This is a genomic window from Streptomyces sp. NPDC005438 (genome assembly GCF_040606315.1).
Taxonomy (GTDB): Bacteria; Actinomycetota; Actinomycetes; order Streptomycetales; family Streptomycetaceae; genus Streptomyces.
In genome coordinates this window covers 179,313-205,803 of record NZ_JBEXEP010000010.1, presented here as the reverse complement: position 1 = coordinate 205,803, position 26,491 = coordinate 179,313, and the positions used below count along the sequence as shown (strand labels likewise).

Here is a 26,491-nt window from a genome sequence, read left to right as displayed (position 1 = left end):
TCCGAACGGGAGGGAAAACGGGAGGCTCACGCGTGTTTCTGCGCTTGCTCGGAAAAGCCGCCGGCGTCACGGCGGCCGGCACCGCACTGGCGGTCGCCCTGGGGGTCACCCCGGCGCTGGCCGCCCCACCGGCACCACGGCACCAACCGCAGCCGCTGGAGCGGCTGTTCGACAACCGCGCCGTCAGCCACGACGACCACCGCACCCACGCCGACTTCGACCAGGCCGGCAACTCGCTGTCCGCCGGGGACCTCCGGGCCGCCGGCTGGCACCCCGGGGCCCGCGTCGACCTGGACGCGGCCAGCCTCACCTGGCCCCGCTCCCGACCCGGTACCCCGGACAACGTACGCGCCGACGGACAACGGGTCCGCCTGAGCGGGCGGGGCGACGCGGTGAACCTGCTGGCGGCGGCCACCAGTCCGGGGCGGGCCGGCGGCCAGGTCACGGCCAGCGGCCGGGTCCACTACCGCGACGGCGGCAGCAGCCCGTACCGGGTGACCGTGGGCGACTGGCGGGGAGGGCCGCTGTCCACCAAGGCGGTGGCCCTGCCGCACGTCAACACCGCGAACGGGCGGCTGACCGAGAAGGCCAGGCTCTACCCGGTGACCGTGCCGGTGCTCCCCGGACGCGAGGTGGAGTCGCTGGAACTGCCCGCCGACCCCGGACCCGACAGCGACCTGCACGTGTTCGCCGCCGCCCTGCGGGACGGCAACGAGGGCTGGACGGGGACCTGGTCGTCAAGTACCGCCGGCTACACCGGAGTCGGGCTCTGGCGGGACCAGACCCTGCGGATGGTGGTGCACAGCTCGGTGGGCGGTTCGCGCAGCCGGATCCGCCTGGAGAACACCTTCGCCTCCGGTCCGGTACGGATCGGGGCGGCCTCCCTCGCCGTCCAGGCCCACGGTGCCGAGTCCTCGGGCAGACCGGTACCGCTGAGGTTCCGGGGACAGCGGGGCGCGGTCATCCCCGCCGGGGCCCAACTGGTCAGCGACCCGGTCGGGTTCACGGTGCCTGAGGACAGCAACCTGCTGGTGAGCGTGCACCTTCCCGGCCCGGTCTACGCGGCACCCGTGCACAGCGCCACCCAGCAGAGCAGCTTCCTGTCCGAGGGCGGCAGCGGTGACCGTACCGGCGACCGGCAGGGCGGCTCCTTCACCCGGACCCTGCGGATGTGGCCGTTCCTGACCGGGGTGGACGTACGGGGAGGGCCCGGGTCGGTGGTGGCCCTGGGCGACTCCATCACCGACGGGGTGGGCTCCACCGAGGACCAGAACCGGCGCTGGCCCAACGTGCTGGCCCGCCGTCTGCTCCAGCAGCGGGAGGTGCCGCGCTACGGGGTGCTCAACCACGGCATCTCGGCGAACCGGGTGGTGACCGACCGCTACCCCGGTGACGGGATCAGCCTGGACACCGGAGGGGTCAGCGCCGGGCACCGGCTGGACCGTGACGTGCTGGGGCAGGCCGGGGTGCGGACGGTGGTGCTGTTCGAGGGGATCAACGACGTCCGCGCGGGCACCTCCGCCCCGGAGGTGGTCGCGGGGATGCGGGAGGTCGCCCGACGGGCCCGCGCCCACGGGTTGCGGGTGCTGGGCGCCACCATCGCCCCCTGCGAGGGGTACAAGGACTGCACCCCCGAGGTGGAGGAACGACGGCAGGGGGTGAACGCCTTCCTCCGGGACCACGGAGGCGTCTTCGACGCCGTCTGGGACTTCGACGCCGTACTGCGCGACCCCGATCGACCCCAGCGGATGCTGCCCGGCTACGACAGCGGGGACCACCTGCACCCCTCGGACGACGGGTTGCGCGCCCTGGGCGACTCGGTCGACCTGGCCAGTCTGGTGCCCCGGAGGTGAGCCGGCCCCTGGTGTCCCGGGACGGGCCCGGGACACCAGGGCACGGTTCAGTGGTCGAGGTCGACGACCACCGGGGCGTGGTCGGAGGCGCCCTTGCCCTTGCGTTCCTCGCGGTCGACGTAGGCGTCCTTCACCGCCGAGTGGAAGGTGTCGTTGCCCAGCACCAGGTCGATGCGCATCCCCCGGTTCTTGGGAAAGCCCAGCTGGCGGTAGTCCCAGTAGGTGAAGGGGTGGTCGTACTTCAGGGGGCGGGGCACCACGTCGTGCAGTCCGGTGCCCAGCAGGTCCTCGACGGCCGCCCGCTCCGGCTCCGACACATGGGTGGCCCCGTCGAACGCGGCGATGTCCCAGACGTCCTCGTCCCAGGGCGCGACGTTGAAGTCACCCAGCACCGCGAAGGGCGGGTCCGCCGCGGCCTCCTCCCGGGAGGCCTCGGCCAGGGCGGCCAGCCAGCTCAACTTGTAGGCGTAGTGCGGGTGTTCGCGCTCGCGCCCGTTGGGGACGTAGACCGAGCGCACCCGCACCCCGCCGCAGGTGGCGGCCACCGCGCGGGGTTCGTCCACCCCCTCGTAGAGCGGGCCGTCCGGGAGGCCACGGACCACGTCCTCCAGGCCGACCCGGGAGACCACGCCCACGCCGTTCCACCGGCCGGTGCCGTGGACCGCCGACTCGTACCCCAGCTCCCGCAGCGCCTCGGCCGGGAAGGACTCGGTGGAGCACTTCAGCTCCTGGAGGCACAGGACGTCGGTGCCGGACGACTCCAGCCAGGCCAGCAGCCTGGGCAGGCGGGCGGTGATCGAGTTGACGTTCCAGGTCGCGATGCGCATGTCGGGCAATCTATCTCCTGTCGCCGACAACCGACGCCTCGCGGTCGAGGTCCCGCCGGCCCCGGCCCGTCAGCGCCCGCCCCTACAGCGCGGTGCTCTGCCCCGGCGACAGGTGGCGGTGCTCGGTGCGCACCCCGGGGCCGGTGGGTCCCAGCATCCGCTGGTAGACGCCCAGGCCGAGGTCGGACAGCAGCCCGTCGTGCACGTCGATGGCCTGGGCGGGGGCGACCTCGCGGACGTAGTCCACCACCTCGGACAGCTTGCTCCAGGGGGCGTGCACCGGCAGCAGCAGGGTGTCCACCGGCCGACCCGGCACGGTCAGGGCGTCGCCGGGGTGGAAGACCGAACCGTTCACCAGGTAGCCGACGTTGGTGATCCGGGGGATGTCGGGGTGGATGACCTCGTGCAGCTGACCGTGTACGGAGACCTCGAACCCGGCCGCGGTGAAGGTGTCGCCCTCGCCGACGGTGTGCACCCGCCCGGGGAAGGCCGCCGACAGCTGCGCGGCGACGCTGGCCAGCGTCCAGACCTGGGCGGCCGGGTTGGCCTCCAGGGCGGTCCGCAGCCGTCTCTCGTCGAAGTGGTCGGGGTGCTCGTGGGTCACCAGCACCGCGTCGGCGCCCAGCGCGGCGTCCGGCTCGCTGAACCCGCCGGGGTCGACGACCAGGGTGCGGCCGTCCTCGCGCAGCGCCACACAGGCGTGGCCCTTCTTGATCAGTTCCATACCGGCCATTGTGCTACCGGTTCTCGGCCGGTGGCGCGGCGTGCGCGGCGGCCCGCTCGTCCTGCGGGGTGGTCTCCTCCTGGATCACCCGACGGGCCACCGCGAAGGCGGACTGCGCGGCGGGCACCCCGCAGTAGACGGCGACCTGGGTGAGCACCTCGCGGATCTCCTCGGGGGTGAGCCCGCTGCGCAGACCGGCCCGTACGTGCAGGGCCAGCTGTTCCCACTGGCTCTGGGCGGTGAGCGCGGTGAGGGCGATGACCGAACGGGTACGCCGGTCGATCCCCTCGCCGGCCCAGACCTCGCCCCAGGCGTAGCGGGTCACCCACTCCTCGAAGGGCGCGGTGAGGGCGTCGGAGGTGTCCAGTACCCGGTCCACATGGGCGTCGCCCAGCACCTCACGCCGGGTCTTGACGCCCTGGTCGTAGGCGTCCGAGCGGCCGTCGGGGATCTGGGGGCCGGTGCCGGCCTCCAACTGGGCGGCGTTGGAGGGGGGTTGGTGGGGCGGGGTGGGCACGATCACCGGGGCCGGGGGCGGCGGTCCGGCCGAGGACTCCTGCCAGGTGGCGGTGAAGTGCCGGATCAGCAGTTCGGTGACCGCGCCGGGCTGCTCCACGGGGACCAGGTGCGCGGCACCGGGTACCAGGGCGAGCCGGGCGTCCCGGATACCGGCGACCAGGGCGCGGGCGTTGGCCGGTGGGGTCTTCTCGTCCTCGGCGCCGGCCACCACCAGTGTGGGGATGCCTATGTTGCCCAGTTCGGCCCGCAGGTCGAAGGCGGCCAGCGCCTCGCAGGCGGCGATGTAGCAGCCGGGGTCGGTGGTACGCACCATCTGCACCGCCCAGTCCATGATGGCCGGCTGCGCCTGGGCGAAGGCCTGGCTGAACCAGCGCTCCGGGGTGGTGCGGGCGATGGGGTCGAGCCCGTTGGTGCGGACGACCACTCCGCGCTGCCGCCAGCTGTCGGGGGTGCCGAAGCGCGGGGAGGAGGAGATCAGCGCGAGCGAGGACACCCGCTGCGGCGCCTGGAGCGCCAACTGCGCCCCGACCGCGCCGCCCAGGGCGCAGCCGGCGTAGCCGAACCGGTCGGCGCCCTCCTCGTCCAGGGTGGCCAGCAGCCGGGTGGCGAGTTCGGCGGCCGAGGAGGCGGGGTACGCCGGTGATCCGCCGTGTCCGGGGAGGTCGAAGCGCAACACCCGCCAGTGTCGGGTGAGTTCGGGGATCTGCCGATCCCACATGTGCCAGGTGGCTCCGAGTGCCGAGCCGAGAACGAGCAGGGGCGCGTCCTCGGGGCCGTCGATCCGGTGCTGGAGGGTCTTCGTCTCGCTCACGGGCGTCACGCTACCGATCCCGGACGGTGACCGTGGGTCGGGGGGTCGACGCCCGGCCGTGGTTGTGAGGGGCCAGTGAAGGAACCGGGGCCTCGCGGCCGGTCGGCCGGGAGGGGCGTTCCCCCGTGGACGGGGTACGCGGCGGGGGTGGTCGGGCCTCGGGGGCGCCCGCTCCGGCCGTCAGCCCCTCGCGTCTCACCGTGCGCGACTGTCAGGGGGCCGCCCGTCGCTTTCCGTGACCGTACGGGCGGGTCGGGGGATGTCGTACGGGCGCGGCCCCTCCCCCGGCTCCCGGTGGAGGGGCCGTCGCTCTCCGTGGGGCCGGCCGATCAGTCGAAGGCGGCCGTGGAGACCACGAACACCCGGGGGCGCTGGGGGTCGGCGCGGTCCACCGCGATCACCAGGTCAGGGCGCTGACCTGGGTTCTTCACCCGCACCCCGGAGAAGTCCCGGCCCGGGCGGTCCAGGTTCCACCCGACGCGCTGGGCCCGCGCAGCGGAGATCGGCACCTGGTCCTCCTTCAGCGCGGAGACGCTCGTTCCCACGCCGTGGAGGAACCTGTGGAGATTCCGGGGAGAGGTGCGGAACTGTACGAACAGGGAGCTGCGCTTCCAGGCGTTCTCCTCATAGAACGCCACGTAGGTGGACAAGGGCGGAACGGGCACCTCGTACACCCTCCGCTGCACCTGGCTGGGCCACTGCCAGGTCAGGCCGGTGGCGGCGGCGACCCGCTGCTTGTCCTCGCCGCTCTCCCGGCTGACGAACCCGGAGCGCACCAGGTAGCCGGCCGGGCCGGCGATCAGCAGCACCACGATCAGCAGGGTGAGCAACCGGTGCTTGGGCCGCCTCGGCGGTCCCGGCACCAGAGAGGAGGAGCCGCTCACTGGCCCACCGCCCGACGCAGGTTGTCCGCCGCCCGCTCGTACATCTCGTACCGCTCCAGCCGGCGCCGGTTCGCCCGACGGAACCTGCGGGCGACCAGCCGCGCCAGGTCGGCGGCGCCCACCATGCCGGCCTCCGGGCCGAGTTGGGCCTTGGCGATACGTGCCTCCGGCCGGTAGCCGCGTCCGGTCAGGTGCCGGCGGAAGGCGTCCCGCGCCGGGGCGATCAGCAACTCGTCGGCCGCGCTGACCCCGCCGCCGATCACGAAGCAGGAGGGGTCCAGGGCGGCGGCCAGGTTGGCGATGCCCACCCCCAGCCAGCGGCCGATGTCCTCCAGCAGTTCCACGCACATCGCGTCGCCCTGCCGGGCGAGTTCGGTGATCAGGGGGCCGGTGATCTCACCGATGTCCCCGCCCACCCGGTCGATGATCCCGTAGGCCACCGGGGACTCGGCGGCGGCCAGTTCGCGGGCCTCGCGCACCAGGGCGTTGCCCGAGCTGTACTGCTCCCAGCAGCCACGGTTCCCGCAGGGGCAACGGTGACCACCGGGCACCACCTGCATGTGGCCGAACTCGCCGGCCACCCCGTACTTGCCGCGCTTGACCCGGCCGTTCTCCAGGATCGCCCCGCCGATGCCGGTGCCCAGGGTGACCATCACCAGATGGTCCTCGCCCCGGCCGGCACCGAACCGCCACTCACCCCAGGCGGCGGTGTTGGCGTCGTTGTCCACCATCACCGGCACCGCCAGCCGCGCGGTGAGCGCGTCCTTCAACGGCTCGTCCCGCCAGGCCAGATGGGGGGCGAACAGCACCCGGGACCGGTCGGCGTCCACCCAGCCGGCGGCGCCGATGCCCACCGCGTGCACGTCGTGGCGGTCGGACAAGTCCAGCACCAGTTCGGTGATGGTGTCCTCGACCACCTTGGGGCTCTTGGACTTGTCGGGGGTCTCGGCCCGCACCTTCTCCAGGATGCGGCCGTCGGCGTCCACCACCCCAGCCATCACCTTGGTGCCGCCGATGTCGATGCCCACGGTCGGCACCCGGGGCGCCGACTGCGGGGAACGCCGCTCCCGGGTGCCGACCGTACGCAGCACCGTGGGGCGGGGTGTGAGGCGCGCGCCCTCCCGGCCGGCGCTCATCGACCGGCCACCTCCCCGGCGGACGGGCTCGCCGGCGCCCCCTGAGGCGCTCTGCGGAGGGTGGAGGGGTGCTGGTGGCCGGTGAGTGCGCGCAACAGTCGTCTCATCCCCGGGTCTCTCGGGAGGCCGTGGGCCTCGCGGTCGTCGGTGGTCCTTCGGGTGTGGGGCGCGGTCCCCGCGTGGCCGATTGTGCCCTACCGCACGTGCCACCCGCAGTCCGTGGCCCGACCGCCCGGCCGGGCCACGCGGCCCCGGGGATACGACGCGGGCGGACCCACCGGGGGTTGCGCGTGACCCGGCCGGAACCGGCCTCAGTTCCGACGGCCTCCGAGGTGTTCGGGGACCGGGGCCCGCTCCAGTTCGTGGCTCAGCTGCTCCAGTTCGCTGCCGCCCGCCATCTGTCGGGTCAGCTCGTCCAGACCGATCTCGGTCCTGGGGTGGCTGCCGGCCATGGTGCCGCGCTTGAGCAGGACGAAGTGGTCGCCGACCAGGTAGGCGTGGTGCGGGTTGTGGGTGATCAGCACGACCGCCAGCCCGGCGTCCCGGGCCGCGGCCACGTACCTCAGGACCACCCCGGACTGCTTGACGCCCAGGGCGGCGGTGGGCTCGTCCAGGACCAGCACCCGGGCGCCGAAGTAGACGGCGCGGGCGATGGCCACGCACTGGCGTTCGCCGCCGGACAGGGTGCCGATGGGCTGGTCGACGTCCCGCAGTTCGATGCCCATGCGGGACAGTTCGGTGCGGGTGGTGGCGCGCATCGCCTCCACGTCCAGCCGACGGAACGGCCCCCTGCCGACCACGGGTTCGGAGCCGAGGAAGAAGTTCCGCCACACCGGCATCAGCGGCACCACGGCCAGTTCCTGGTAGACGGTGGCGATACCACGGTCCAGGGCGTCCCGGGGAGAGGCCAGGCGTACCGGCTCGCCCTCGATGCGGTACTCGCCGGAGTCGTGCTGGTGCAGCCCGGCGATGATCTTGATGAGGGTGGACTTGCCGGCCCCGTTGTCGCCCAGTACGCAGCTGATCCGGCCGGCCTCGGCGGTCAGCGAGACCTCGGTGAGCGCCTGGATGTTGCCGTACGCCTTGCTGACCCCCTCCAGGTCCACCAGGGGAGCGCCGGAACCCTTCGTCTCGGGGTCTCCGGCCTTCCCGGAGGGCCGGGAGGGCGGGGCCGCCGCCGTCTCCTGGGTGCCTTCGGTGCCGCTGGCGCCTTCGGTGGGCTCGGGGCCACCGGTGGAATCGGACCGTTCGGTCATCGTCGTGCCTCCGCCCGCTTGCGGATCCATGCGTTGAGCAGGGTGGCGAGCAGCAGCATCGCCCCCAGGAAGAACTTGAACCAGTCCGGGTTCCACTGGGCGTACACGATGCCCTTGCTGGTCATGCCGAAGATGAACGCCCCCACGGCGGCGCCCACCGCCGAGCCGTAGCCACCGGTGAGCAGGCAGCCACCGATCACCGCCGCCGCGATGTAGATCAGCTCGTTGCCCACTCCCTCGCCGGACTGCACCACGTCGTACTTGAACAGCAGGTGCTGGCCCAGCAGCCAGGCCGAGAAGGCCACGCCCAGGTAGAGGCCGATCTTGGTGTAGCCCACCGGGACACCCACCGCGCGGGCGGTGGGGGCGTTGCCGCCGACCGCGAAGATCCAGTTGCCCGGCCGGGTGCGCAGCAGGATCCAGGTGGCCACCGCGACCAGCAGCAGCCACCACAGCACGGTGATCTCCACCTCCACGCTGCCCAGGGTCACCGAGGAGGAGAAGAGTCGGCGGGCGGACTCGAAGCCGTCCATGTCGCTGATGCTCTTGGTGGAGACGGTGCCGCTGATCAGCTTGGTCATGCCCAGGTTCAGCCCGGTGAGCATCAGGAAGGTGCCCAGGGTGATGATGAAGCTGGGTAGTTGGGTGCGCACCAGCAGGGAGCCGTTGAACAGTCCGATGGCGAGGGTGACGACCAGCGAGGTCACCACGCCCACCCAGACGTTGGCGGTCATCTGGTAGCTGACCATGGAGGAGACCAGGGCGGAGGAGGTGACCATCACCCCGGTCGACAGGTCGAACTCCCCACCGATCATCAGCAGGGCGACCGGGACCGCCATGATGCCGATGGTGGAGGAGGCGTACAGCACGGTCGACAGGCTGCTGGCGCGCAGGAAGCTGTCGGCGGCCACGGAGAAGAACACGAACACCGCGACCGCGCCGACCACCACGCCCATCTCGGGACGGGTGGCCAGCCTGGCCCAGGAGGACCTGACCGTGGGCGACCGCTTGGCCACCGCCGGGTCCGCGCTCATCGGGTTCCCCGCTTGGTGTACTTCTCCAGGGCGCTGGCGTCGCCCTGGCGCAGGATCTGCGGGCCGGTGAGCACCGGTTCGCCGCCGCCGAGCATGTTGGCGTTGTAGCGGTGCAGCCACAGCAGGTCGACGGCCTGGTAGCCCTGGAGGTACGGCTGCTGGTCGACGGCGAAGCCGAGCTTCTTGCCCTTGAGGTCCTTGGCCACCTGGGCGTTGAGGTCGAAGGTGTTGACCTCGGCCTTGCTGCCGGCCGCGTCGACGGCCTTGGCGGCGGTGGGCGCGAAGGGGGCGCCCAGGGTCACCACGGTGTCGATGGACTTGGTGGACTGGAGCTTGGACTCCAGGGAGGACTGGACGTCGGGCATGTTGGTGCCGTCCGCGTACAACTTGTCGACCTTGCCGTCGAAGGTCTTCCCGATGCCGTCACAGCGCTGTTCGAGGCCCACGTTGCCCTGTTCGTGCAGCAGGCACAGCGCCTTCTTCTTCCCCCGCTTGTTCAGTTCCTCGCCGACCGCCTCGCCGGCCACCGTCTCGTCCTGCCCGATGTGCGCCAGGGCCTTGAACTTGGGGGACTCGGCCTGGCCGGAGTTGATGGTGATCACCGGGATACCGGCCTTGACCGCCTTGGCCACCACGTTCTTCATGGCGGCCGGCTTCGCCAGGGAGACGATCAGCCCGTCGACCTTCTTGTCGATGGCGGCCTGCACCAGTTCGGCCTGCTTGCCGGCCTGCTTGTCGTGCGAGTACAGGAACTCGATGTTGTCCTTGGACGAGGCCTCCTTGGCCCCGCTCTGCACGATGTCCCAGAAGGTGTCGCCGTCCCCGGAGTGGGTCACCATGGCGAACTTCCACCGGGGGGTGGAGACGTTGGCCTTCCCCTGGGAACGGTTCTCCTCGCCCTCCGCCTTCTTGCCGCCGCTGCTGCTGCAACCGGCGAGGGAGGCCACCAGTCCCAGGGCGAGTACGGCGGGTACCAGTCCGCGCGCCCCCCTGGACCGACGGCGACCGGACGTCCGCCCGGCCCCGTCCCGTGTGCTGGGGGTGTTCCCACTGCTCGTACCGGACCTGTTCACCCTCGGCTCCCTGCCTCTCGCTACGGCTCGAACACTCCGCCGGACCGCGCGACGACCGCCGGTCCGCAGGCACAGTACCGGTGGCGCTCAGGCCCTGGTCCAGGGGTCCGCCCCCGTCCGGCGCCCGGGTCCGGCCGCCGGGGTCCACCCCACCCGGTCGACGGTCAATCCTCCGACCGCTACCGGCACGGACGGCGGGACACGGCGGGCCCATTGTCTCCCCGGCCCCACCGGGGCACCAGGGGTTGTGCCACCCGAGGGCTCCCCGCCGCCCTCCGGTGGAGGGATGACGGGTTGGAGGGAGGTGTCAGGGGGAGGCGCTGGCCGGTCCGTACGGGGCGCGTACGAGGTCCGGGGCACCGTACGGGGCGCGGTCGCCGCGCAGGGGGAGCGCCCGACCGGCCGATGTCGTCCCGCATCACGGCCCTCCCTGGATAGGTGGCTCGGGCTGTCGGCGGGTGACCGACAGCCGTCCCCACGCCGCGGTTGGCTGGGGGCGTGGTGCGCCGGATACCGCGCCGGCGGGAGGCCCGAGCGGCCGGAGGACGAGCTGCCCGACTCCGGCCACGCGGAACCCACCGGCCGAGCCGTGATTGACACCGGGACCGGCCTTGGCCAGCGTGGTGCCATGCGCATCGGACTCATCGGCACCGGCCGGATCGGCGCCTTCCACGCCCGTACCCTCCGCGACCACCCTCAGGTGGACTCCCTGGTGGTCTGTGACCAGGACCAGGCACGGGCGAAGGAGGTGGCTGACTCCCTGGACGTCCAACTGGCGGGCGACGTCCAGGAGTTGTGGGACTCCTCAGCGGACGCGGTGGTGATCGCCTCGGCCACCTCCTCGCACGCCGAGCTGATCACCGCGGCCTCCGACCGGGGACTGCCGACCTTCTGCGAGAAGCCCATCGCACTGGACCTGTCAGGCACCGAGCGGGCGTTGCGGCACGTCCAGGAGGCGGGGGTGCCCTTGCAGATCGGGTTCATGCGCCGCTTCGACGCCGGCTACGTGGCGGCCCGCAACGCGGTACGGGCCGGCTGGCTGGGCCGGCTGCACACCCTGCGGGCGGTCACCTCCGACCCCGCCCCTCCCCCGGCCGACTACCTTCCCCACTCCGGCGGCCTCTACCGGGACTGCCTGGTGCACGACTTCGACGCCATCCGCTGGGTGACCGGCCGGGAGGTGCGGCAGGTGTTCGCCCTGGGCTCGGACGCCGGACCGCCGATGTTCCGCGAGGCGGGGGACGTGGACACCGCCGCCTGTCTGCTCACCCTGGACGACGGTGTGCTGTGCACCGCCACCGCCACCCGGATCAACGGCGCCGGCTACGACGTACGGCTCGAACTGGCCGGTGAGGAGGACCAGTTGGCGGTGGGGCTGGGCCCGCGCACCCCGCTCACCTCGTTGGAGCCGGAGGCGACCGCCTCGGTGGAACCGGCCTGGCCCGGGTTCCTGGAGCGCTTCGCCCCGGCGTACCGGGAGGAGTTGGCCGCCTTCGTACGACTGGCGCGCGGCGAGGGTGAGAACCCCTGTGACGGTCGGGAGGCCCTGGCCGCGCTGAGGGTGGCCGAGGCCTGCGAGCGGTCCCGCGAGGAGGGCGTACCGATCCCCCTGGCCTGATCCGACCTCAGCCGCCCGTCCACCGCAGCGACATCACAACGCGATAAGCGCACGTGACCCCGCCCCCCGTGTCGTGGGGCGGGATGGAAGCGTCAGCCTCGCGCAGTCCATGCCGAGCCCCCCGGGGGCCCTCGGTGAACCGAAAGGCTCTACGCCATCGGCCCGCACACATTAGGGTGCCTCCAGCCGACGTCAACGCCCATGACACCAGGGCGAGTTCGGCTCACCGTCACCCCTGTGCGTCCAAGCCCGGATGTCCAGGACCCGACTCGTCAACCCGCCGGGGCGGCACTGGTCTGAGCGACCGCCCCGGGCTTCCAGGAAGGAGTGCCACGGCTTGGACGGTTCACGCCCGGCCAGCGCGCCCCCATCAGCGTTCCGTGACAGCGAGATGGCCGCGCACGTCCACAGTTTTCGGGAGTCGGGGTACGCGCTCGTTCCCGGTGCCCTCGACGCGTCGACCGTCAGTCGTTGGCGCGCGGCGGTGGACCGCACCGCGGCCGTGGTGCGGTCCAACCCCGAGGATCACAGCGCTCGTTACACTCACCGCACCGCGCAGGAGGCCGACACCTGGGGTGTCAGTCACATCTTCGATCCGTCCCTCTACGATCCGGTCTACGCGGAGGTCTTCGAGCACCCCGGGGTGATGAGCTTCGTTCACTCGGTACTCGGTGAGGAACTGCGGTTCTGGACCGCCCACGCGCTGTGGGAACCGAAGGCCGTGGACTACGAACTGAACTGGCACAAGGACAACATGGAGAACGACCGGTACGCACCAGACGGTCGCAGCACCCATGTGCAGTTCAACATCTGCCTGCTGGACGACGACTGCTTCCGGCTGGTGCCCGGTTCCCACCGCCGCCCTCTCACCGAGGCCGAGCGGGACCAGGTCGACGCCATGGGGACCGGACCGCTGCCCGGAGAAGTCAGCGTCAGCTGCCGGGCCGGCGACGTGCTCTTCATGAACCACCACGCCCTGCACCGGGGCTCGGCCTCCGCTGGAGTGCCGCGTCGGACCCTGCACATGAACGTCCAGGCCGCGGACGAGCCGACGGGTGGTCACACCTCGTGGAGGTTCATGCGTGAGGAGGGCTACCTGGACCGGATGCCTCCCTCCGTGCGTACTCTCATGGAGGCCACCATCGCCTGGGACGACGCACATCCCCTCCCCCTGGCGGAGACCATGCGCCGCCGCCGGGCCAGCCGTCAGATCAAGGGGCACGAGGCCAGAGTTTCGGAGGGTGTACGCCGATGACGACTCCCCAGCGCATGCGGCAGGAAGCCATCCGCATGACCGCGCACGCGGAGACCGGGCACATTCCGTCCAACCTGTCGGCAATCGAGATCATCTACACCCTGTTCCTCAAGGTGATGAGGCTGGATCCCGCCCGCCCGGACTGGCCTGACCGTGACCGCTTCATCCCAAGCAAGGGCCACTGCGCGGCGGCCATCTACCTGGCCATGTCCGCGGTCGGGTTCTTCGACCGGAAGCGTCTGGACGACTTCAACGTGGATGGCGGTGAGGTACCGGCGATCCTCGCCCGGTACGGTCTTCCGGGTTTGGAGGCCGACGCGGGGCCACTGGGTCGGGGACCGTCCATCGGGATCGGGGTGGCACTGGCGGCCAAGAACGACGGCCGGGACACCCGCACCTACGTACTCGTCGGAGACGGCGAGTGCCAGGAAGGCCAGATCTGGGAGGCGGCGATGCTGGCCCCCAGCCTGAAGTTGGACAACCTCGTGGTGGTCGTAGACGACAACCGACTCCAGGGGTCCTACCAGACCGGCAGTGTGGTCACCAGCGACCTCGGGGAACGCTTCGAGTCCTTCGGCTGGCAGTGTCACCGCGTTGACGGGCATTCGGTATCCGATCTGGAGATGGCCCTACAGGCACCACAGGACCGGCCCAAGGTGGTCATCGCGAACACGGTCAAGGGCAAGGGGGTCACCATGATGGAGAACGAGCCGGGTTGGCACTACCGCCGGCTGACGTTCAGTGAGCTGGTAGTGAGTCTGCGGGGGCTGCGATGACCACGGTCGGCGAGTTGGTTGGCGAACGTCTGCTGTGCGAGACACGCGAGGTGGGTGACACCTACCTGATCGTCGCCGACGGAACGCTCAAGGGCACGGAGCCCTTCATCGAGGCGTACCCGGACCGCTTTCTGAACGTCGGAATCGCGGAACAGAACGCGGTCTCCATCGCCTCGGGGCTTGCCTACAGCGGCAAGCAGGTCTACCTCTGGAACTGCAGCACCTTTCTGCTGTACCGGCCCTTCGACCAGATCCGGGCCGACGCCGCCTTCGCTCGGACGCGGATGCGGCTCATTGGCACCAGTGCCGGACTCACCCGTAGTGCCTCCGGCATCGCGCACATCGCGATCGAGGACCTGGCTCTGACCCGCGCGCTACCCAACATGACCGTGGTCTGTCCGGGCGACCTGGCCGAATCACGTCAACTCCTGGCCCAGTGCCACGAGATCGACGGACCGGTCTACGTACGTTTCCCACTGGAGAACCACGATCTGCCCGAGATCCATCCGCCCGACACCCGGATCACGCTCGGCGAGGCCCTCCCCGTGACCGAAGGCGACGACGCCGCACTGATCGCCACCGGCAACATGCTTCCCGTGGCGCGGGACTGGGTCGAGGAGTTCGCGGCGGCGGGGCTGGGCGTGCGCCTGGTGAGTATGCCGACCATCAAACCGTTCGACAGCGATGCGGTGGCACGACTGGTCGCCGAAGGACTGCCGATCATCACCCTGGAGGACCACTCCGTGATCGGCGGCCTCGGCAGCGCCGTCGCCGAGGCCATCGCAGAGACCGGTCGGGGCGTCCCCTTCCGCCGGGTCGGGGTGCCGGACCGGTATCCGTATGTCGTCGGCACACCCGAGTACCTGAACGGACACTTCGGCATTCCCGGGGTGCCTGAGCTGACCAAGTGGCTCACGGAGAACCACGCGTCCCCACGACAGGAGCTTCTGTCCCGGTGAACCACCCCTTCCTCCTCCCGGTCGTCCCACAAGCGAGGTGTCGAGCGACGGTGGCCCTTCCCCCACCGCGCGCCGTGGTACCGGCCATCACCCCCTCCCCCACACCGTGACCATCCGTTACGCCGCGCTCGACCTGGACGGCACCCTGATCGACGCGAAGGACCAGCCCTACGAGGGTGTGGTGGAGGGCCTCCGGGCGTTGCGGAGCCAAGGCGTGGAACCGTTGCTCGTCACCGGGCGTAGTGCGAGGTCGTTCCGTAATCTGCGCCATCTCGACGACCTCCTTGGCGAGTTGGACGACGAGGTACTGCTCAGCGAGGGGAACGTCCGGCTGGCCCGAGACCGCGACCTGCTCTCGTTTCCACGAACCTGCCCAGTGGAGTTGACGAAGGCGCTGGACTCCGACCTCGTCTCCGACCTGGTCATCGAGATCGGAGGCGAGTTCCACGCTTCGACGCCACGCTCCGCCATGCAGTTCGCGATGGCCTACCAGGTACCCCGGCGACAGATCCGATCCGGGATCCCGGAGCCGGTCGACGGGTTGGGGCCCACCTCGGTGACGGTGTTCCGCAGCGACGTGCCGTTGTCGACCCTGGTGGCCCACCTGGACTGCGAGGTCGCCGCCATCGGGCCCTTCGACGCTCGGGTGGTGCGGCCTAGCGGAACCAGTAAGGCCACAGCACTAGCCCGACACCTGCAACGGCGTTTCGCGGAGCCGGACCTGGGCCGGACCCTGGCGATCGGCGACGGGGCCACCGACGCCTCCATGCTGTCCGACTGCGCGACAGGCATCGCGACCCAGAACGCCGACCCCGTGGCGGTGGAGGCGGCCGACCGGCAGCTGCGGGGCCAACTGGCCTCCTTCCTGCACTCTTTCCGTTCCGAAGGACAGGTATGACCGTGACCACGACGCCGGCGTCGCAAGAGATCGAGTTGGTCCTCCTGCTGTCGCTGCCCGAGCCGCGTCCCGACGAGGTGGACGCCATGCTCAAGCTTCTCAACACCCCGCTGGACTGGAACCAGGTCCTCGGGATGCTGACGGTCCATCGGGTCGTCGGAATGGCCTGGCACAACGTCCTGCGCTACGCCATCGAACAGCGCCAGACGCTCCTTTGCTCCTACTTCCTGAAGTCGCTCAAGGTGACGGCCGCCGGCCAGCGCGCCATGGCGCGGGAACAGATCGCACGGACGATCGAGGTGCAACGCGATCTGGAGCGTGCGGGTGTACGCAGCGCAATCCTCAAGGGTGGTGCGGTGGCCGCGATGGCCTACTCCGACCCGGGGATGCGGGCCTTCCACGACAACGACCTGTTGGTGGACCGGAAACTACTGCCGGACGCTACGGGAGTCCTGAGCGACGCCGGCTACCTCCAGGGAAGTTGGGACTACCACAACCACTCGGTGCGTCCGGCCCCGCGCCGGCAGGTGCTGCACCTGGCAATGCACTCACACCAGACGTACACCTACATGAAGCCCACCCCGGAGGCCACGACCCTGGAATGTCACCGGTTGGACGTGCACTTCTCGATCGACCTGATGACCGGCAACCGCAGTGACGAGGCGGTATCCGCGCTGCTGGACGACCGTACCGACCTGGACGGTCTGAGCGTCGTGTCCGTGACGGACATGCTGATCTTCTCCTGCCTCCACTTCGCCAGGGAGGCGGGACACCGTGGGGAAGTGCTGGCGCTGAAGGACCTGGTCCTCTACAAGCTGGTGGACGTGGTGGCCCTCCTGGGCCTCCAGACCTCGGCGGACCTACCGGAACGGGCCGAGCGGCTCGGCTTCGCCCGGGAGGTCTACTTCACCCTCCACCACTGCGACGCCGTCTACCCCGGTCGCGTCCCCCAGGAGCTACTGGACCGACTCCGTCCGCACGACCTCGACTACCTCGACGAGGTCAGCGACGGACGTGAGGTGGTACACCGTTGGCGAACGCCCATGCCCCAAAGGATGTTCGACATCCACCGGCTCCGAGAGCTGGAGCGGGACCCGACCATCACGGCGCTGGGCGAGTAGCCAGGGGCTCCGCCCCCCAGGGGGCGGCACTCACGGGACGCGGTGAAACCCCGGGTAGCTGGTGTGCCCGAGGCTCCGCCGCCTCGGGCACACCAGCTACCCACGGACGGTCATTCGACCGGGTCCTTCACCAACAGGGAGTCAATGACCGACCAGAGGCCGTCGGGTGTGGCGAAGGTACTCTCGGTCAGCAGGTGGTCGGGGATGGTGACCAGGAACGCCTCCTCCAGGTCCAACAACAGGCTGACGGTAGCCAGCGAGTCCAGACCATGATCAGCGAGCGCGAGGTCAGCGGTGATCGGTTGGTCAGGGGGTAGCAGGGGGACGTGGGCACGCAGTGTCTCCTCGAAGAGAGCCGTCCAGGGCTGCTCGGTCATGCGAGTACCTTTCTTCTCCGTTCCAGGACATCCGCTGAGAGGAGTCCGGTCGGCGGACGGGACTGTCTGCCGGACCTGACGAGTGGTGGAAAGCACTCACGGAAAGCGACCCGCTCCGTCGAGTAGCGTCAACGCGCCGATGGCGCCGAGCAGGCGATCGTTGGAGTAGTTCAGACTGGCCGACCGCAGGTCCCGGAAGTGCCGTTCCAGGGGAACCGGGGAGTTCCGCAAGTACCCCGTCATGGCCCCGCCCAGCTGGACCAGCCGGTCCACCGCCGAGAACGTCAACTCCGAGCAGGCGACCTTCAGGGTGTCGAGGCGGATCTGGAACGAGCGATCGTCCAGCGGGGTGCCCTGCCGCCTGCGGTCCACCACCTCATCCCGCAGACGGAGCAGGTAGGTGCCCGACAACTCCACGTCCACGCGGGCGCGCGCCAGCCGGTGCCGCACCATTTCGCTGTCCACGGATATGCCGCCAGGCCGCTGCCTGGACCGGAGGAGGGAGACCACACCGTCGAGCGCCGCACGTGCGGCGCCGAGCCAACAGGAGGACCAGGCCAGATGTCCTGCGGGGATCATGCTGTCCACGGCCACTCGCCGGAATCCTCCCGGCTCCCCCACCAGTTGGTAGCCGGCGGCCATCCCGGAGAGCTCCATACCGACGCTGCGGGTGGCGCGCATTCCCATGGCGTCCCAGTCTCGTACGACCTCGGCCTCGGTCTGTTCCCGGTGCAGGTGGACCAGACTCACCTGGTTCGCCGGACAGTCCGGTCCGGCACGCATCGTGACCAGGAATCCGTCCGCGTGCTCTCCGCCCGTCACCACCGGAGCGGAGCGGCGCACCACCAGTTCCTCCTCCTCGGTGAGAAGTGCCGAGGAGGCGCTCAACAGATGGCCGCCCTTGGACGGTTCCGTGGTGACCGACGCCAGGTAGTAGCCCTCCTTGGCGACTCTCGGTAGAAGCTCCGTACGGAGGCGCTCACCGGCGTGCCGGACCAGGACGTCCACCTGCTGGCAGTGCATGGCCCAGATCAGAGCCGTCGACAGGCAGCCGCCGGCGAGCACCACCGACACGTCCACCAGGTCGCCCAGGCCTCCCCCCATCCCGCCGTACTCCGTCGGCACCAGCAGGCCGAAGAGGCCCACGTCCCGGAGTGCCTCGATACTCTCCCGTGGAAACGCACCCGAGGCGTCCGCCTCTGTCGCGTGCTGGGCGAGGGTCGGCACGAGGTCGGTCGCAAGCGCCAGGGCGTCTCTCACATGAGCTCCGATCCGAAGGGGGCAGGTGTGACGGGAACATGGGACAGCTGAAGTCGGGTCTTGGAGATGGTCTCCTCCCCCCGCAGAACGACCTCGACCGGTGCAGGGCGTCCGAGGAAGGCCACCAGGCTGGCGGTGAGTCCGTAGGCGCCCACGTTGGGGAAGACCACCGTGTCCCCGACGTCCAGGGGCGGGACCGGGACGCTCCGGCCGAGGACGTCCGCCGGAGAACACAGAGGTCCGGCCAGGGTCGCCGAGGAAGTGGGCTGGTCACCCGGTTCGGGGGTGGCGGAGGCTCGCGCCAACCGTCCCAGGCCACTCATGCCACCGAGATGATGGACACCAGTGTCGAGGACCACGAAGGTCTGTTCCCCACTGCGTTTCACGTCTCGTACGGTCGCCGCCAACCGGCCGCTGTCGCTGACCAGATAGCGCCCGGACTCGAACTCCAGGCGGATCTCCCCCGTACGCCACTCCGGCAACTCGGCATCCAACGTGGCGCACAGTTCCTCGCGCAGCCGGGGGTAGGGGGGACGTGACCCGGGTTGCGCGTAAGGGGCGGCGAATCCACCGCCCAGGTCCAGCACCTGAAGCGGCAGACCAGCCTGGTCCCGCAGTCGTCTTGCCAGGGAGACACTCGCCGCGAAGGCGCTGATGAGGCTGTCCTCGTCGCGTGCGTTGCTGATGGGGAAGAGGTGCAGGCCGACCAGGCGCGCACCGGGAACACCGGTGAAACGTCCGGGTTCCGCCAGGACCTGTGCCTCGTCCACACCGAACTGGGTAGCCGCGCCGGTCATCCGCATACCCGAGGTCCCCGCGTGGGATCCGTTCACCCGCAGCAGGACGGACACCTCCGTGTTCCCCTCCAGGGCGGCGTCACCGAGTCGACGCATATCCTCGGCGGATTCGGCGGAGAAGCGTCGTACGCCTCGGGTGAGCGCGTACGCGACCTCCTGGTCAGTCTTCCCCGGACCGGTGTAGAGGCAGTCGGCGCCGGCGAATCCGGCTTCCAGCGCGACGTCCAACTCGCCGAGGGAGCTGACCTCCGCCCGGCAACCCGCCTCGCGCAGGGCTCGCACGACGGACGGGTTCGGGTTGGCCTTGAGGGAGTAGTGGAGCGTGGAGTTCACCGGCAGCAGGGCGCACAGGTCAGCGTGGGCCCGCTCCACGGCGTCCAGCTGGTAGACGTAGAGCGGACTTCCGTACCACTTCAGGAGTTCGGTGACGTCAGGCACGGCCAGTTTCCTCCCTCTCCGCCTCCACCAGGGCCCGGAGGGACGCCCGGTCTGTCTTGCCGGTGGTACCGACGGGGAGCTCGGGAAGAAGTCGACAGATCGCCGGCACCTTCGCGGCTTCCAGTCGGTCACGAAGCCTCAGCAACACCTCGACCGCCTCCAGGGAACTGACGGCGAACAGTACGGCACCCTCGTCTCCCCGGGGCGGGACAACGGCGGCGTCTCGCACCTGGTCGATCTGTAGTGTCGCCGCCTCGATCTCGGCGACGCTGGTGCGTACTCCGCGCTGCTTGAACAGGTCGTCACGACGGCCGTGGAAGAACAGGTCACCGTTCTCGCCCAGGCTCCCGAAGTCCCCGGTGTACAGGGCGCGTTCGCCGGTGTGTGAATCCCACCGGTAGGTCCGTGCCGTGAGTTCCGGGGCCCGCCAGTAGCCACTCATCAGATGGGGCCCGGACACGACGATCTGTCCCTCCGTGCCCGTGGGCACCGATCGCCCCGTCGGGTCCACCACCCGGACCCTGGTGCCCGGTAGGGGAACTCCAACCGACCCTGGTCGTATCAGGTCGGCGTCGGGCTCGGCGATGGTCACACGTTTGCACTCGGTGATGCCGTACATGAGGCGCACCACGGCATCGGGGAAGGTGCGGCGGAGGTCACGCAGTTGTGCCTGGGTCAGTTCTTGGCCCGTGTTGGTGATCAGTCGAACCGTGGACACCGCGCCCCGGCGCCCCAACCGGGCGAGCAGTGTGGCCAGCGGGGGGACGACGGGAACAACGGTGACCTCATGTTGGCGGATGGTGGCGAGCAGACCGCTGTCGGATCCTCCCGGCCCCCGCAGCACCACCGTCGCTCCCACCAGCGCGGCCATGAGGCTCTGGTACAGGCCGTAGTCGAAGGAGAGGGGAAGCCGGCACAGAATGACGTCGTCCCGACGGTACTCAAGACGCCCGGCGATGGCCTCGGCCGCGAACAGCACCTGACGGTGGGGGCACACGACAGCCTTCGGCCGCGTCGTGCTGCCCGAGGTGTAGAGGAACAGCGCCGGGGCGTCGGGGTCAGCGGGCTCGGGCTCGGTGGCAGCGGGTACCGAGCCACGGGGTGGCTCGGTCCAGACCGCACTCGGCTCGGCGTCCTGGGTGATCTGTTCCCACTGGGCGGGGCGCAGGTCGGGGCTCAGAGGTACGGCAACGGCACCGACCCGGGAACAGGCGTGGAGTGCGGCCAGCACCCAGCACTCGGCGCGGGCCCTGATGAGCACCCGGTCCCCCACCCCGACTCCGGCGGCGGTGAGTGCTCCCGCGTACCGTCGGCTGGCGAGGTCCAGATCGGCGTAGGTCCACGCGTCCTCGACGTCGTACACCGCGACCTTCTCCGGCCAGCGTGAGGCGGCCTCGAACAGGATCGTGTGGAGGAGGCGGGCCTCCCCGTCACCAGTCATCCGTTCGCCTCCGCACGAAGTCGTGGGGCCGACCACGACCGACTCGGGACCCGGGACGTCATCCGGTCACGCTTCAAGATGGCTGGTGTCGGCGAGTCGCACGACCTGACGGTTGTGGAAGAAGTCGTCCTCGCGGAGTTCGGTGATGCTCCCGGACGGGGCCCGGAAGTTGACGTAGCCGAGCGACTCGATAGGAAGCTTGCTCCACGCGGCCACAACGAAGGTCAGGGCGAAACCGTGGGTGACGACGATCTGACGCCGGCAGGGACGGCTCAGGATCTCCTCCACGGCCGGGTAGATCCGCTGGGCGAACACCGTCTTGGTCTCGGCACCCGGGACCCCCTCGTGGTGCCCCATCCGGTCCCCGACGGCCGGCGGCGGAACGAACCGCTTGTCCAACCACTCCTGGGGCCTGCCTTCGGCCTCCCCGTAGGACTTCTCCCTCAGGCGTTCGTCCAACTCGGGTTCCACCCCGAACAGTTGCCCCACCGCCTCGGCCGTCTGTCGGGTACGCAGCAGATCGGAGGTGAACAGTTCCACCTCCTCGTCCTCCGGGATCACCGACCTCAGCGCCTTCGCGATGGAGTCCGCGGCCTGAAGGCCAACCGGGGTGAGAGCCGAGTCGTGCCATCCGCCCACCACCTTCTCGACGTGGTGGGTCGCCTCGGGATGGGTGACGACGTGGATGCTGCGCAAGGCCATGCCTTTCTCGTGGGTGGGAAAAGTACTCAAGTCGGGTTCTCGTTAGGGGAAGGACAATTCCAGGATCATCAGGCCCCACAACAGGCGGGCGTGATCCGCGCCCCGGGTGTGTTCGGTGACGACCCGTCGTACGGCGGGTTCGCTCAGGAAACCGGAGGAGCACAGCCGTGGTCTGTCCAGTACGTCAACTACGAAGTCCCACAGGACGGTTCCCGGTCTCAGCCAGGCGCCTACCGGGAAGGTGAACGGCTGCTTGTCACGGCCCCGGACGGCCTCGGGGATCCACTTCGCTCCCACGTCCCAGAGGACCCGCTTGCGGTGGGAACCGACTACCTTCAGCTCGTCCGGCAGGGCACGTGCGAACCGGGTGACAGCTGGCTGGCAGTAGGGCACTCGGCACTCGATGCCGTGGGCCATGGACAAGTGGTCGAGCTTGCGCAGGTTGAGAGCGGGGAGCTTGTGCGTCCGGTCGAAGTCCAGGATCCGCTCCAGGCGCGAGGGCGCCGGACGGTCGAGCAACTCCAGGGCACGACGGCGACTGTCCCCGTGGGTGTCGAGCCACTCCCGATACGCAGGTGTGTAGAGGTCTCGGTACTGGTGTTCTGGGACCAGCGAGAGCCTGTCGAGGTAGCGGCGCGGCCAGTGCTGCTCGTCCCCGGCGAGTGCGGTGCTGTAGCGCCGGTAACCGCCGAACTGCTCGTCCGCGCCGTCTCCGGTGAAACAGACACGGAATCCGTTGCGGGCCATCTCCCGGAACAGGACGAACGCGCTCACGGAGTGTGGGGTGGCGTTCGGCGTGCCCAGAGCCGCGACCATGGCGGGGACCAGCTCCGGTAACTCGGCCTGCCGGAGTTCGATGACCTCCAGCGGGACCCCGGCGTGCGTCGCCGCCTCCCGGGCGAAGGAGAGTTCATCGGACGGGTGATCGCCCTCGTGCGTCACGTGGAACCCGGTGACGTCGGTGCGCCGTCGGCTCAGCAGGGTGGCAAGGGCACTGGAGTCCAGCCCACCGGACAACTGCACCGCTATGGGCGCCTCCTGGAGCGACATCCGCGCCACCTCGTGGGTGAGCAGCCCTCCCAGGCCGTCACTGGTCAGACCGTACTCCTCAGCCTCCTCGCCAGACCGCGGGGCGCCGAGGGAGGAAGACCGCTCACGACGAACCGTCCGTCCATCGTGAGTCAGCCGCTCACCGGGCAACAGGGTGGACACCCCGGTGTGCCAGGACATTCCGTCGGGCAGACACTGCCAGTTCATGTAGGCATCGACAGCCGAAGGCTCCACCTCGTTCGGCTTGCCCAACAGAGCGCGCAGACCGGGAAGTTCGGAGGAGAAGGCCACTCCGTCCGCGTCAGCGGTGTAGTAGACGTTCTTGACGCCCAGAGGGTCGCACCAGAGCTTCAGCCGGGGTTCGACGCGCAGATCCACGACGGCGATGCTGAACATGCCCTCCAGGCGATCGACGAACGCGTCTCCGTGGAGTGTGTAGTAGGGCAGGATCACCGAGCCATCCGAGTCGCCGTCCAGGCGTACTCCGTGCGTGGCGAGTTCCTCACGGACAGCCCGGAAGTTGTAGATCTCGCCGTTGAACACGGCGAACAGGGAACCGTCCGCGTTGGTGAACGGCTGGCAGCCGTGGGACGGGTCCTGGATGGCAAGGCGGTTGCATCCCAGCCCCCAGCCCTCTCCCCCGACGTGACGTTGCCTGTCCGGTCCTCCGGCCAACTGGATGTCCCGGGCGGCGTCCAGTGCGGCCGCGTCGAGGCCCCTCCCGAGATAGCCGTAGATACGGCACATGTCTCTCCCCCCACCAATCCGTGCGACCTGACGTCCGCTCAGGCCGAGGCGTTGTCCTCGCCCTTGGGTGCCGCCCGGTCTGCTGCCCATTCCCTGAGGGGCAGTCGGTGGGTGACCGACTGCCGTCCTGTCATGGCGGCCAGCAGTTCGCGCAGGGAGGGTACGTCCTCCTCCGCCTCACGGGCACGGAAGCAGTACTCGTTGGCGATCTCCGCGTTCCAGTCCATGGTCTGGTGCAGTTCTCCCGCCAGGAGGGCGAGGAACTCACGACGGTTGACGAAGGCCGCCGCGTCGTCGCGTGCTCGGCGGATTTCCGCGAACGCCCCATCGATGACGTCCAGCCACTCCAGGACGGTGTCCGGCATATCCTCGGGACCGGAGGGACCGTAGGTGACCAGTCGGTCGAAGCGCCCGGTCAACTCCGCCAACGGCTCGGGAAGCCGGCTCAGGAAACGGCTGAGGTACTTGGGGTTGCGGTTGGTGTTGCCGTATACGTGAGTCAGGCCGCGAAAGGTGTCGATGCCCAACTTGCGAGCCGCCGACAGTGCCGCCTGGTGATCTCCCTGCGCCCACATTCCGACCAGGTCGCGGAAGTCGGGATAACTGCCCACGCAGGTGCGGTAGGCGGTGTACGCGACCTCCTCGGGGCGCAGAGCTTCGGTGATCTTCCCGAAATCCGGGGCATTGGTCAGCGGTACGCCGTAGGTGAGACGGGACAGGAGCCGGAAGTCCACGGATGAGGCGGCGAACGAGGAACTCTTCCGGGCGCGTGCCCTGAGTTGCCGGTACAGCCGCGAGTGGTTCGCGATCATGTCGACGACCTCGTCGGCCGTCCAGTACTCGACGTCCACGCCCAGCAGGCTGTCCGGCAGGTAGTCGAAGCTCGCCCGCACCCGGTCACCGCTGGTGTAGTAACGCATGTGGCGCTCGCGGGGAAAGGTGTCGCGGTGGAACCTGTCGTCCCGGGAGCGGGCGATGACGGAGAAGTCAAAGTCCGAGGAGGGGGTGCCCGATCCGTCCACCAGGGAGCCGGAGAGCATCAGGACGTCGCTGTCCACGAGATGGATCTGCGCGAGTACGGCCGCCTCGTCGAAGTCGTCCATACCGGCGACGGTGGAGACATGCCTGTGGAAGGTAAGCACGGTTACCTCGGGGCCCCTCTCTGGCCGCTGTTCTGTCTGACGCTGTGGCGCGGGCCGTACGTCGTCGCTGATGACGGGCTGTCAGCCACCCGTGGAGTCGGACCTTTGGTGATCCACGCCGGCCCGTATACTCGCACGCGCCCCGCTTCCCGTGCACCAGTTCGCCCACGGGAAAAACGATCGCCCTTCCAGCCCGGGCGACGTGGGGAGAGCGAGGGGGTATGAGGCAATGCGCGCGCACAGGCTGCTCGTCACCGGGGCAAGTGGAACAGGGACGACGACACTGGCCCGTGCCCTGGCCTCCCTCTGGGCGGTTCCCCACGCGGACGTCGACGACTACCTCTGGCAGCCGACCTCCCCGCCCTACACACACAAGCGCCCGAAGGAGGAACGCGTCGCCCTGATGCACGAGTTGTTCGTGCCCCGGGACGCCTGGGTGCTGTCCGGTTCGCTACGCGGATGGGGCGACAGCGTAGTGGAGCGACTGGAGGGGGTGGTGTTCCTCTCCCTCACCCCGGAGGTCCGCATGGGACGCCTGATGAGCCGTGAGGTTCTCAGATACGGCGACACCATCGAGAAGGGCGGACGCAACGAGGCCGCTCACCTCGACTTCCTGGACTGGGCACGGGGCTACGACGACACCCACCAGGGTCGCCGCCGGCTGGCGGACGAACGGTGGCTGGCCGAACTCCTGTGTCCCGTGCTCCGGTTGGACAGTGCCCGGCCGGTGGCGGAACTGGTCGACACCGTCACTGAGTGGCTCGACGAGGTGTGACCGTGCGCCACCACCACTCATGAGCGAGGCCGGGTCGGTTGTCCGGTACGCCCTGTCAGCTCTCGCGGCCGGTCATGCCGAGCCCCTTGACGGCAGGGGCACCAACTCCTGCTACCGCGTGACTCACCTCGGGCGGCCACTGTCGGTGAAGGTGCACTGCGCGGACCGCTCGTCACCCCTCGAACTGCGACGTCTCCGTCGCGTGGACGCCGCCCTGTACGGCCGGGACTGGTACCCGCCCCTACTCGACGTGGGGTTCTCCACCGAGCATCAGCCGCGACTGGTGGTGGTCCGTCCGTTCGTGCGCGGTGCGCCGTCGACTGACGCCCGGCAACACATAGGCCAATTGCTCCAGGTCATGAGTGATCTGAAGGCCTGCGGAACGGCAGTGGAAGCGGTGGACGGGCTCGTTGGGGACTACGCCTCACCGTGGCTGTCCTCCGACCAGCGGGAGGCGCGCGACATACGTCCCTTCCTGACCGGACGACGACGTGTGTTGGCGCGGGCACTTGAGAACCACCTCGACGAACTCCTGCTCGCCGTCTCACGGTTGGGCCACTCCGCCTCCCCCATCATCTACCACGGTGACCTGCACGGCCGGAACCTGATCTCCCACGGGCAACAGCCACTGACCGTCATCGACTGGGACGAGGCGGGTTTCACCCACCGACCCGCCGACGCGGCCAAGGCGTTGTGGCTGACTTGCCGTCAGGGCCGAGGTGATTTCGTCCTGCACCCCGAAACGGTGCGGACCTTCCTGCGCACGGCCCACGCCTCCCTGGGCATCCCGTACGCCAACGTCCTCGATCTGGCGGCGCTGGGGGCGCTCTGGTTCCTGCCCCGGCGCTCTCATCTCGCGCTGCTGGACCTGCGGGGGCCGGACCTGGTCCCCTGGTATCTCGACTGGATCTCCCGGTTCTGGTCGAGGTACCGGGAGAACCGGGAGTCGCTCACCGCGATCGCGGACGCTCTCCGGGCGGAGGGAACACCCGCAAGACCAGCACGCTGAGGACCACCA

General features: G+C 69.8%; 24 protein-coding genes. 9 read left to right on the top strand and 15 right to left on the bottom strand.

Annotated elements, in window-relative coordinates:
• The first annotated feature begins 32 nt into the window (after positions 1 to 32).
• Positions 33 to 1,853 (top strand): SGNH/GDSL hydrolase family protein, encoded by a 1,821-nt coding sequence (locus tag ABZT14_RS21255; protein ID WP_356305074.1) that lies wholly within the window; start codon positions 33 to 35, stop codon positions 1,851 to 1,853.
• A gap of 47 nt (positions 1,854 to 1,900) precedes the next feature.
• On the opposite strand, the gene ABZT14_RS21250 is transcribed toward ABZT14_RS21255, so the two are convergent.
• From ABZT14_RS21250 to ABZT14_RS21215, 8 genes are all read right to left on the bottom strand, one after another.
• Entirely contained in the window at positions 1,901 to 2,680 is a 780-nt protein-coding gene (locus ABZT14_RS21250; RefSeq protein WP_356305072.1) for an exodeoxyribonuclease III, read from the bottom strand.
• Between the two features lie 82 nt (positions 2,681 to 2,762).
• Positions 2,763 to 3,404, bottom strand: a complete 642-nt coding sequence (locus ABZT14_RS21245) for an MBL fold metallo-hydrolase (protein ID WP_356305069.1) — start codon at positions 3,402 to 3,404, stop codon at positions 2,763 to 2,765.
• Between the two features lie 13 nt (positions 3,405 to 3,417).
• Positions 3,418 to 4,734: an alpha/beta fold hydrolase gene (locus ABZT14_RS21240; protein ID WP_356305068.1), complete on the bottom strand. Its 1,317-nt coding sequence runs from the start codon at positions 4,732 to 4,734 to the stop codon at positions 3,418 to 3,420.
• A gap of 329 nt (positions 4,735 to 5,063) precedes the next feature.
• Entirely contained in the window at positions 5,064 to 5,618 is a 555-nt protein-coding gene (locus ABZT14_RS21235; RefSeq protein ID WP_356305066.1) for a hypothetical protein, read from the bottom strand.
• Positions 5,615 to 6,754, bottom strand: a complete 1,140-nt coding sequence (locus tag ABZT14_RS21230) for an ROK family glucokinase (protein WP_356305064.1) — start codon at positions 6,752 to 6,754, stop codon at positions 5,615 to 5,617. Before ABZT14_RS21230 ends, ABZT14_RS21235 begins: the two co-directional genes overlap by 4 nt.
• A gap of 311 nt (positions 6,755 to 7,065) precedes the next feature.
• On the bottom strand, positions 7,066 to 8,010 hold the full coding sequence (locus ABZT14_RS21225) for an ATP-binding cassette domain-containing protein (RefSeq protein ID WP_356305062.1): 945 nt from the start codon (positions 8,008 to 8,010) through the stop codon (positions 7,066 to 7,068).
• Complete coding sequence (locus ABZT14_RS21220; protein WP_356305060.1) at positions 8,007 to 9,044, bottom strand: ABC transporter permease; 1,038 nt, start codon at positions 9,042 to 9,044, stop codon at positions 8,007 to 8,009. Before ABZT14_RS21220 ends, ABZT14_RS21225 begins: the two co-directional genes overlap by 4 nt.
• Entirely contained in the window at positions 9,041 to 10,021 is a 981-nt protein-coding gene (locus ABZT14_RS21215) for a sugar ABC transporter substrate-binding protein (protein ID WP_356305178.1), read from the bottom strand. Before ABZT14_RS21215 ends, ABZT14_RS21220 begins: the two co-directional genes overlap by 4 nt.
• A 724-nt stretch (positions 10,022 to 10,745) precedes the next feature.
• Here ABZT14_RS21215 and ABZT14_RS21210 point away from each other — a divergent pair.
• From ABZT14_RS21210 to ABZT14_RS21185, 6 genes are all read left to right on the top strand, one after another.
• On the top strand, positions 10,746 to 11,735 hold the full coding sequence (locus ABZT14_RS21210) for a Gfo/Idh/MocA family oxidoreductase (RefSeq protein ID WP_356305058.1): 990 nt from the start codon (positions 10,746 to 10,748) through the stop codon (positions 11,733 to 11,735).
• A gap of 337 nt (positions 11,736 to 12,072) precedes the next feature.
• On the top strand, positions 12,073 to 12,990 hold the full coding sequence (locus ABZT14_RS21205) for a phytanoyl-CoA dioxygenase family protein (RefSeq protein WP_356305056.1): 918 nt from the start codon (positions 12,073 to 12,075) through the stop codon (positions 12,988 to 12,990).
• Positions 12,987 to 13,766, top strand: a complete 780-nt coding sequence (locus ABZT14_RS21200) for a transketolase (protein WP_356305054.1) — start codon at positions 12,987 to 12,989, stop codon at positions 13,764 to 13,766. The genes ABZT14_RS21205 and ABZT14_RS21200 overlap by 4 nt, the downstream gene beginning before the upstream one ends.
• Entirely contained in the window at positions 13,763 to 14,725 is a 963-nt protein-coding gene (locus ABZT14_RS21195; RefSeq protein ID WP_356305052.1) for a transketolase C-terminal domain-containing protein, read from the top strand. Before ABZT14_RS21200 ends, ABZT14_RS21195 begins: the two co-directional genes overlap by 4 nt.
• A 106-nt stretch (positions 14,726 to 14,831) precedes the next feature.
• Positions 14,832 to 15,623: an HAD hydrolase family protein gene (locus tag ABZT14_RS21190; protein ID WP_356305050.1), complete on the top strand. Its 792-nt coding sequence runs from the start codon at positions 14,832 to 14,834 to the stop codon at positions 15,621 to 15,623.
• A complete protein-coding gene (locus ABZT14_RS21185; protein WP_356305048.1) occupies positions 15,620 to 16,744 on the top strand; it encodes a nucleotidyltransferase family protein in 1,125 nt (374 codons plus the stop codon). The genes ABZT14_RS21190 and ABZT14_RS21185 overlap by 4 nt, the downstream gene beginning before the upstream one ends.
• Before the next feature lie 110 nt (positions 16,745 to 16,854).
• On the opposite strand, the gene ABZT14_RS21180 is transcribed toward ABZT14_RS21185, so the two are convergent.
• From ABZT14_RS21180 to ABZT14_RS21150, 7 genes are all read right to left on the bottom strand, one after another.
• Positions 16,855 to 17,121, bottom strand: a complete 267-nt coding sequence (locus tag ABZT14_RS21180) for a phosphopantetheine-binding protein (RefSeq protein ID WP_356305046.1) — start codon at positions 17,119 to 17,121, stop codon at positions 16,855 to 16,857.
• Between the two features lie 96 nt (positions 17,122 to 17,217).
• The gene (locus ABZT14_RS21175) at positions 17,218 to 18,381 is read right to left on the bottom strand and encodes an acyl-CoA dehydrogenase family protein (protein ID WP_356305044.1); all 1,164 of its coding nucleotides are present in this window, start codon (positions 18,379 to 18,381) and stop codon (positions 17,218 to 17,220) included.
• Positions 18,378 to 19,616 (bottom strand): type III PLP-dependent enzyme, encoded by a 1,239-nt coding sequence (locus ABZT14_RS21170; protein ID WP_356305042.1) that lies wholly within the window; start codon positions 19,614 to 19,616, stop codon positions 18,378 to 18,380. Before ABZT14_RS21170 ends, ABZT14_RS21175 begins: the two co-directional genes overlap by 4 nt.
• Positions 19,609 to 21,057: a class I adenylate-forming enzyme family protein gene (locus ABZT14_RS21165; RefSeq protein WP_356305040.1), complete on the bottom strand. Its 1,449-nt coding sequence runs from the start codon at positions 21,055 to 21,057 to the stop codon at positions 19,609 to 19,611. The genes ABZT14_RS21170 and ABZT14_RS21165 overlap by 8 nt, the downstream gene beginning before the upstream one ends.
• 66 nt (positions 21,058 to 21,123) lie before the next feature.
• A complete protein-coding gene (locus ABZT14_RS21160; RefSeq protein WP_356305038.1) occupies positions 21,124 to 21,759 on the bottom strand; it encodes a histidine phosphatase family protein in 636 nt (211 codons plus the stop codon).
• A 42-nt stretch (positions 21,760 to 21,801) separates the two neighbouring features.
• Complete coding sequence (asnB, locus tag ABZT14_RS21155) at positions 21,802 to 23,556, bottom strand: asparagine synthase (glutamine-hydrolyzing) (protein ID WP_356305036.1); 1,755 nt, start codon at positions 23,554 to 23,556, stop codon at positions 21,802 to 21,804.
• A 38-nt stretch (positions 23,557 to 23,594) separates the two neighbouring features.
• Positions 23,595 to 24,659, bottom strand: a complete 1,065-nt coding sequence (locus tag ABZT14_RS21150; protein ID WP_356305034.1) for a hypothetical protein — start codon at positions 24,657 to 24,659, stop codon at positions 23,595 to 23,597.
• A gap of 268 nt (positions 24,660 to 24,927) precedes the next feature.
• Here ABZT14_RS21150 and ABZT14_RS21145 point away from each other — a divergent pair, with 268 nt between their 5' ends.
• Positions 24,928 to 25,473 (top strand): AAA family ATPase, encoded by a 546-nt coding sequence (locus ABZT14_RS21145; protein ID WP_356305032.1) that lies wholly within the window; start codon positions 24,928 to 24,930, stop codon positions 25,471 to 25,473.
• 19 nt (positions 25,474 to 25,492) lie between these two features.
• Positions 25,493 to 26,482: an aminoglycoside phosphotransferase family protein gene (locus tag ABZT14_RS21140; protein ID WP_356305030.1), complete on the top strand. Its 990-nt coding sequence runs from the start codon at positions 25,493 to 25,495 to the stop codon at positions 26,480 to 26,482.
• Positions 26,483 to 26,491 lie beyond the last annotated feature (9 nt).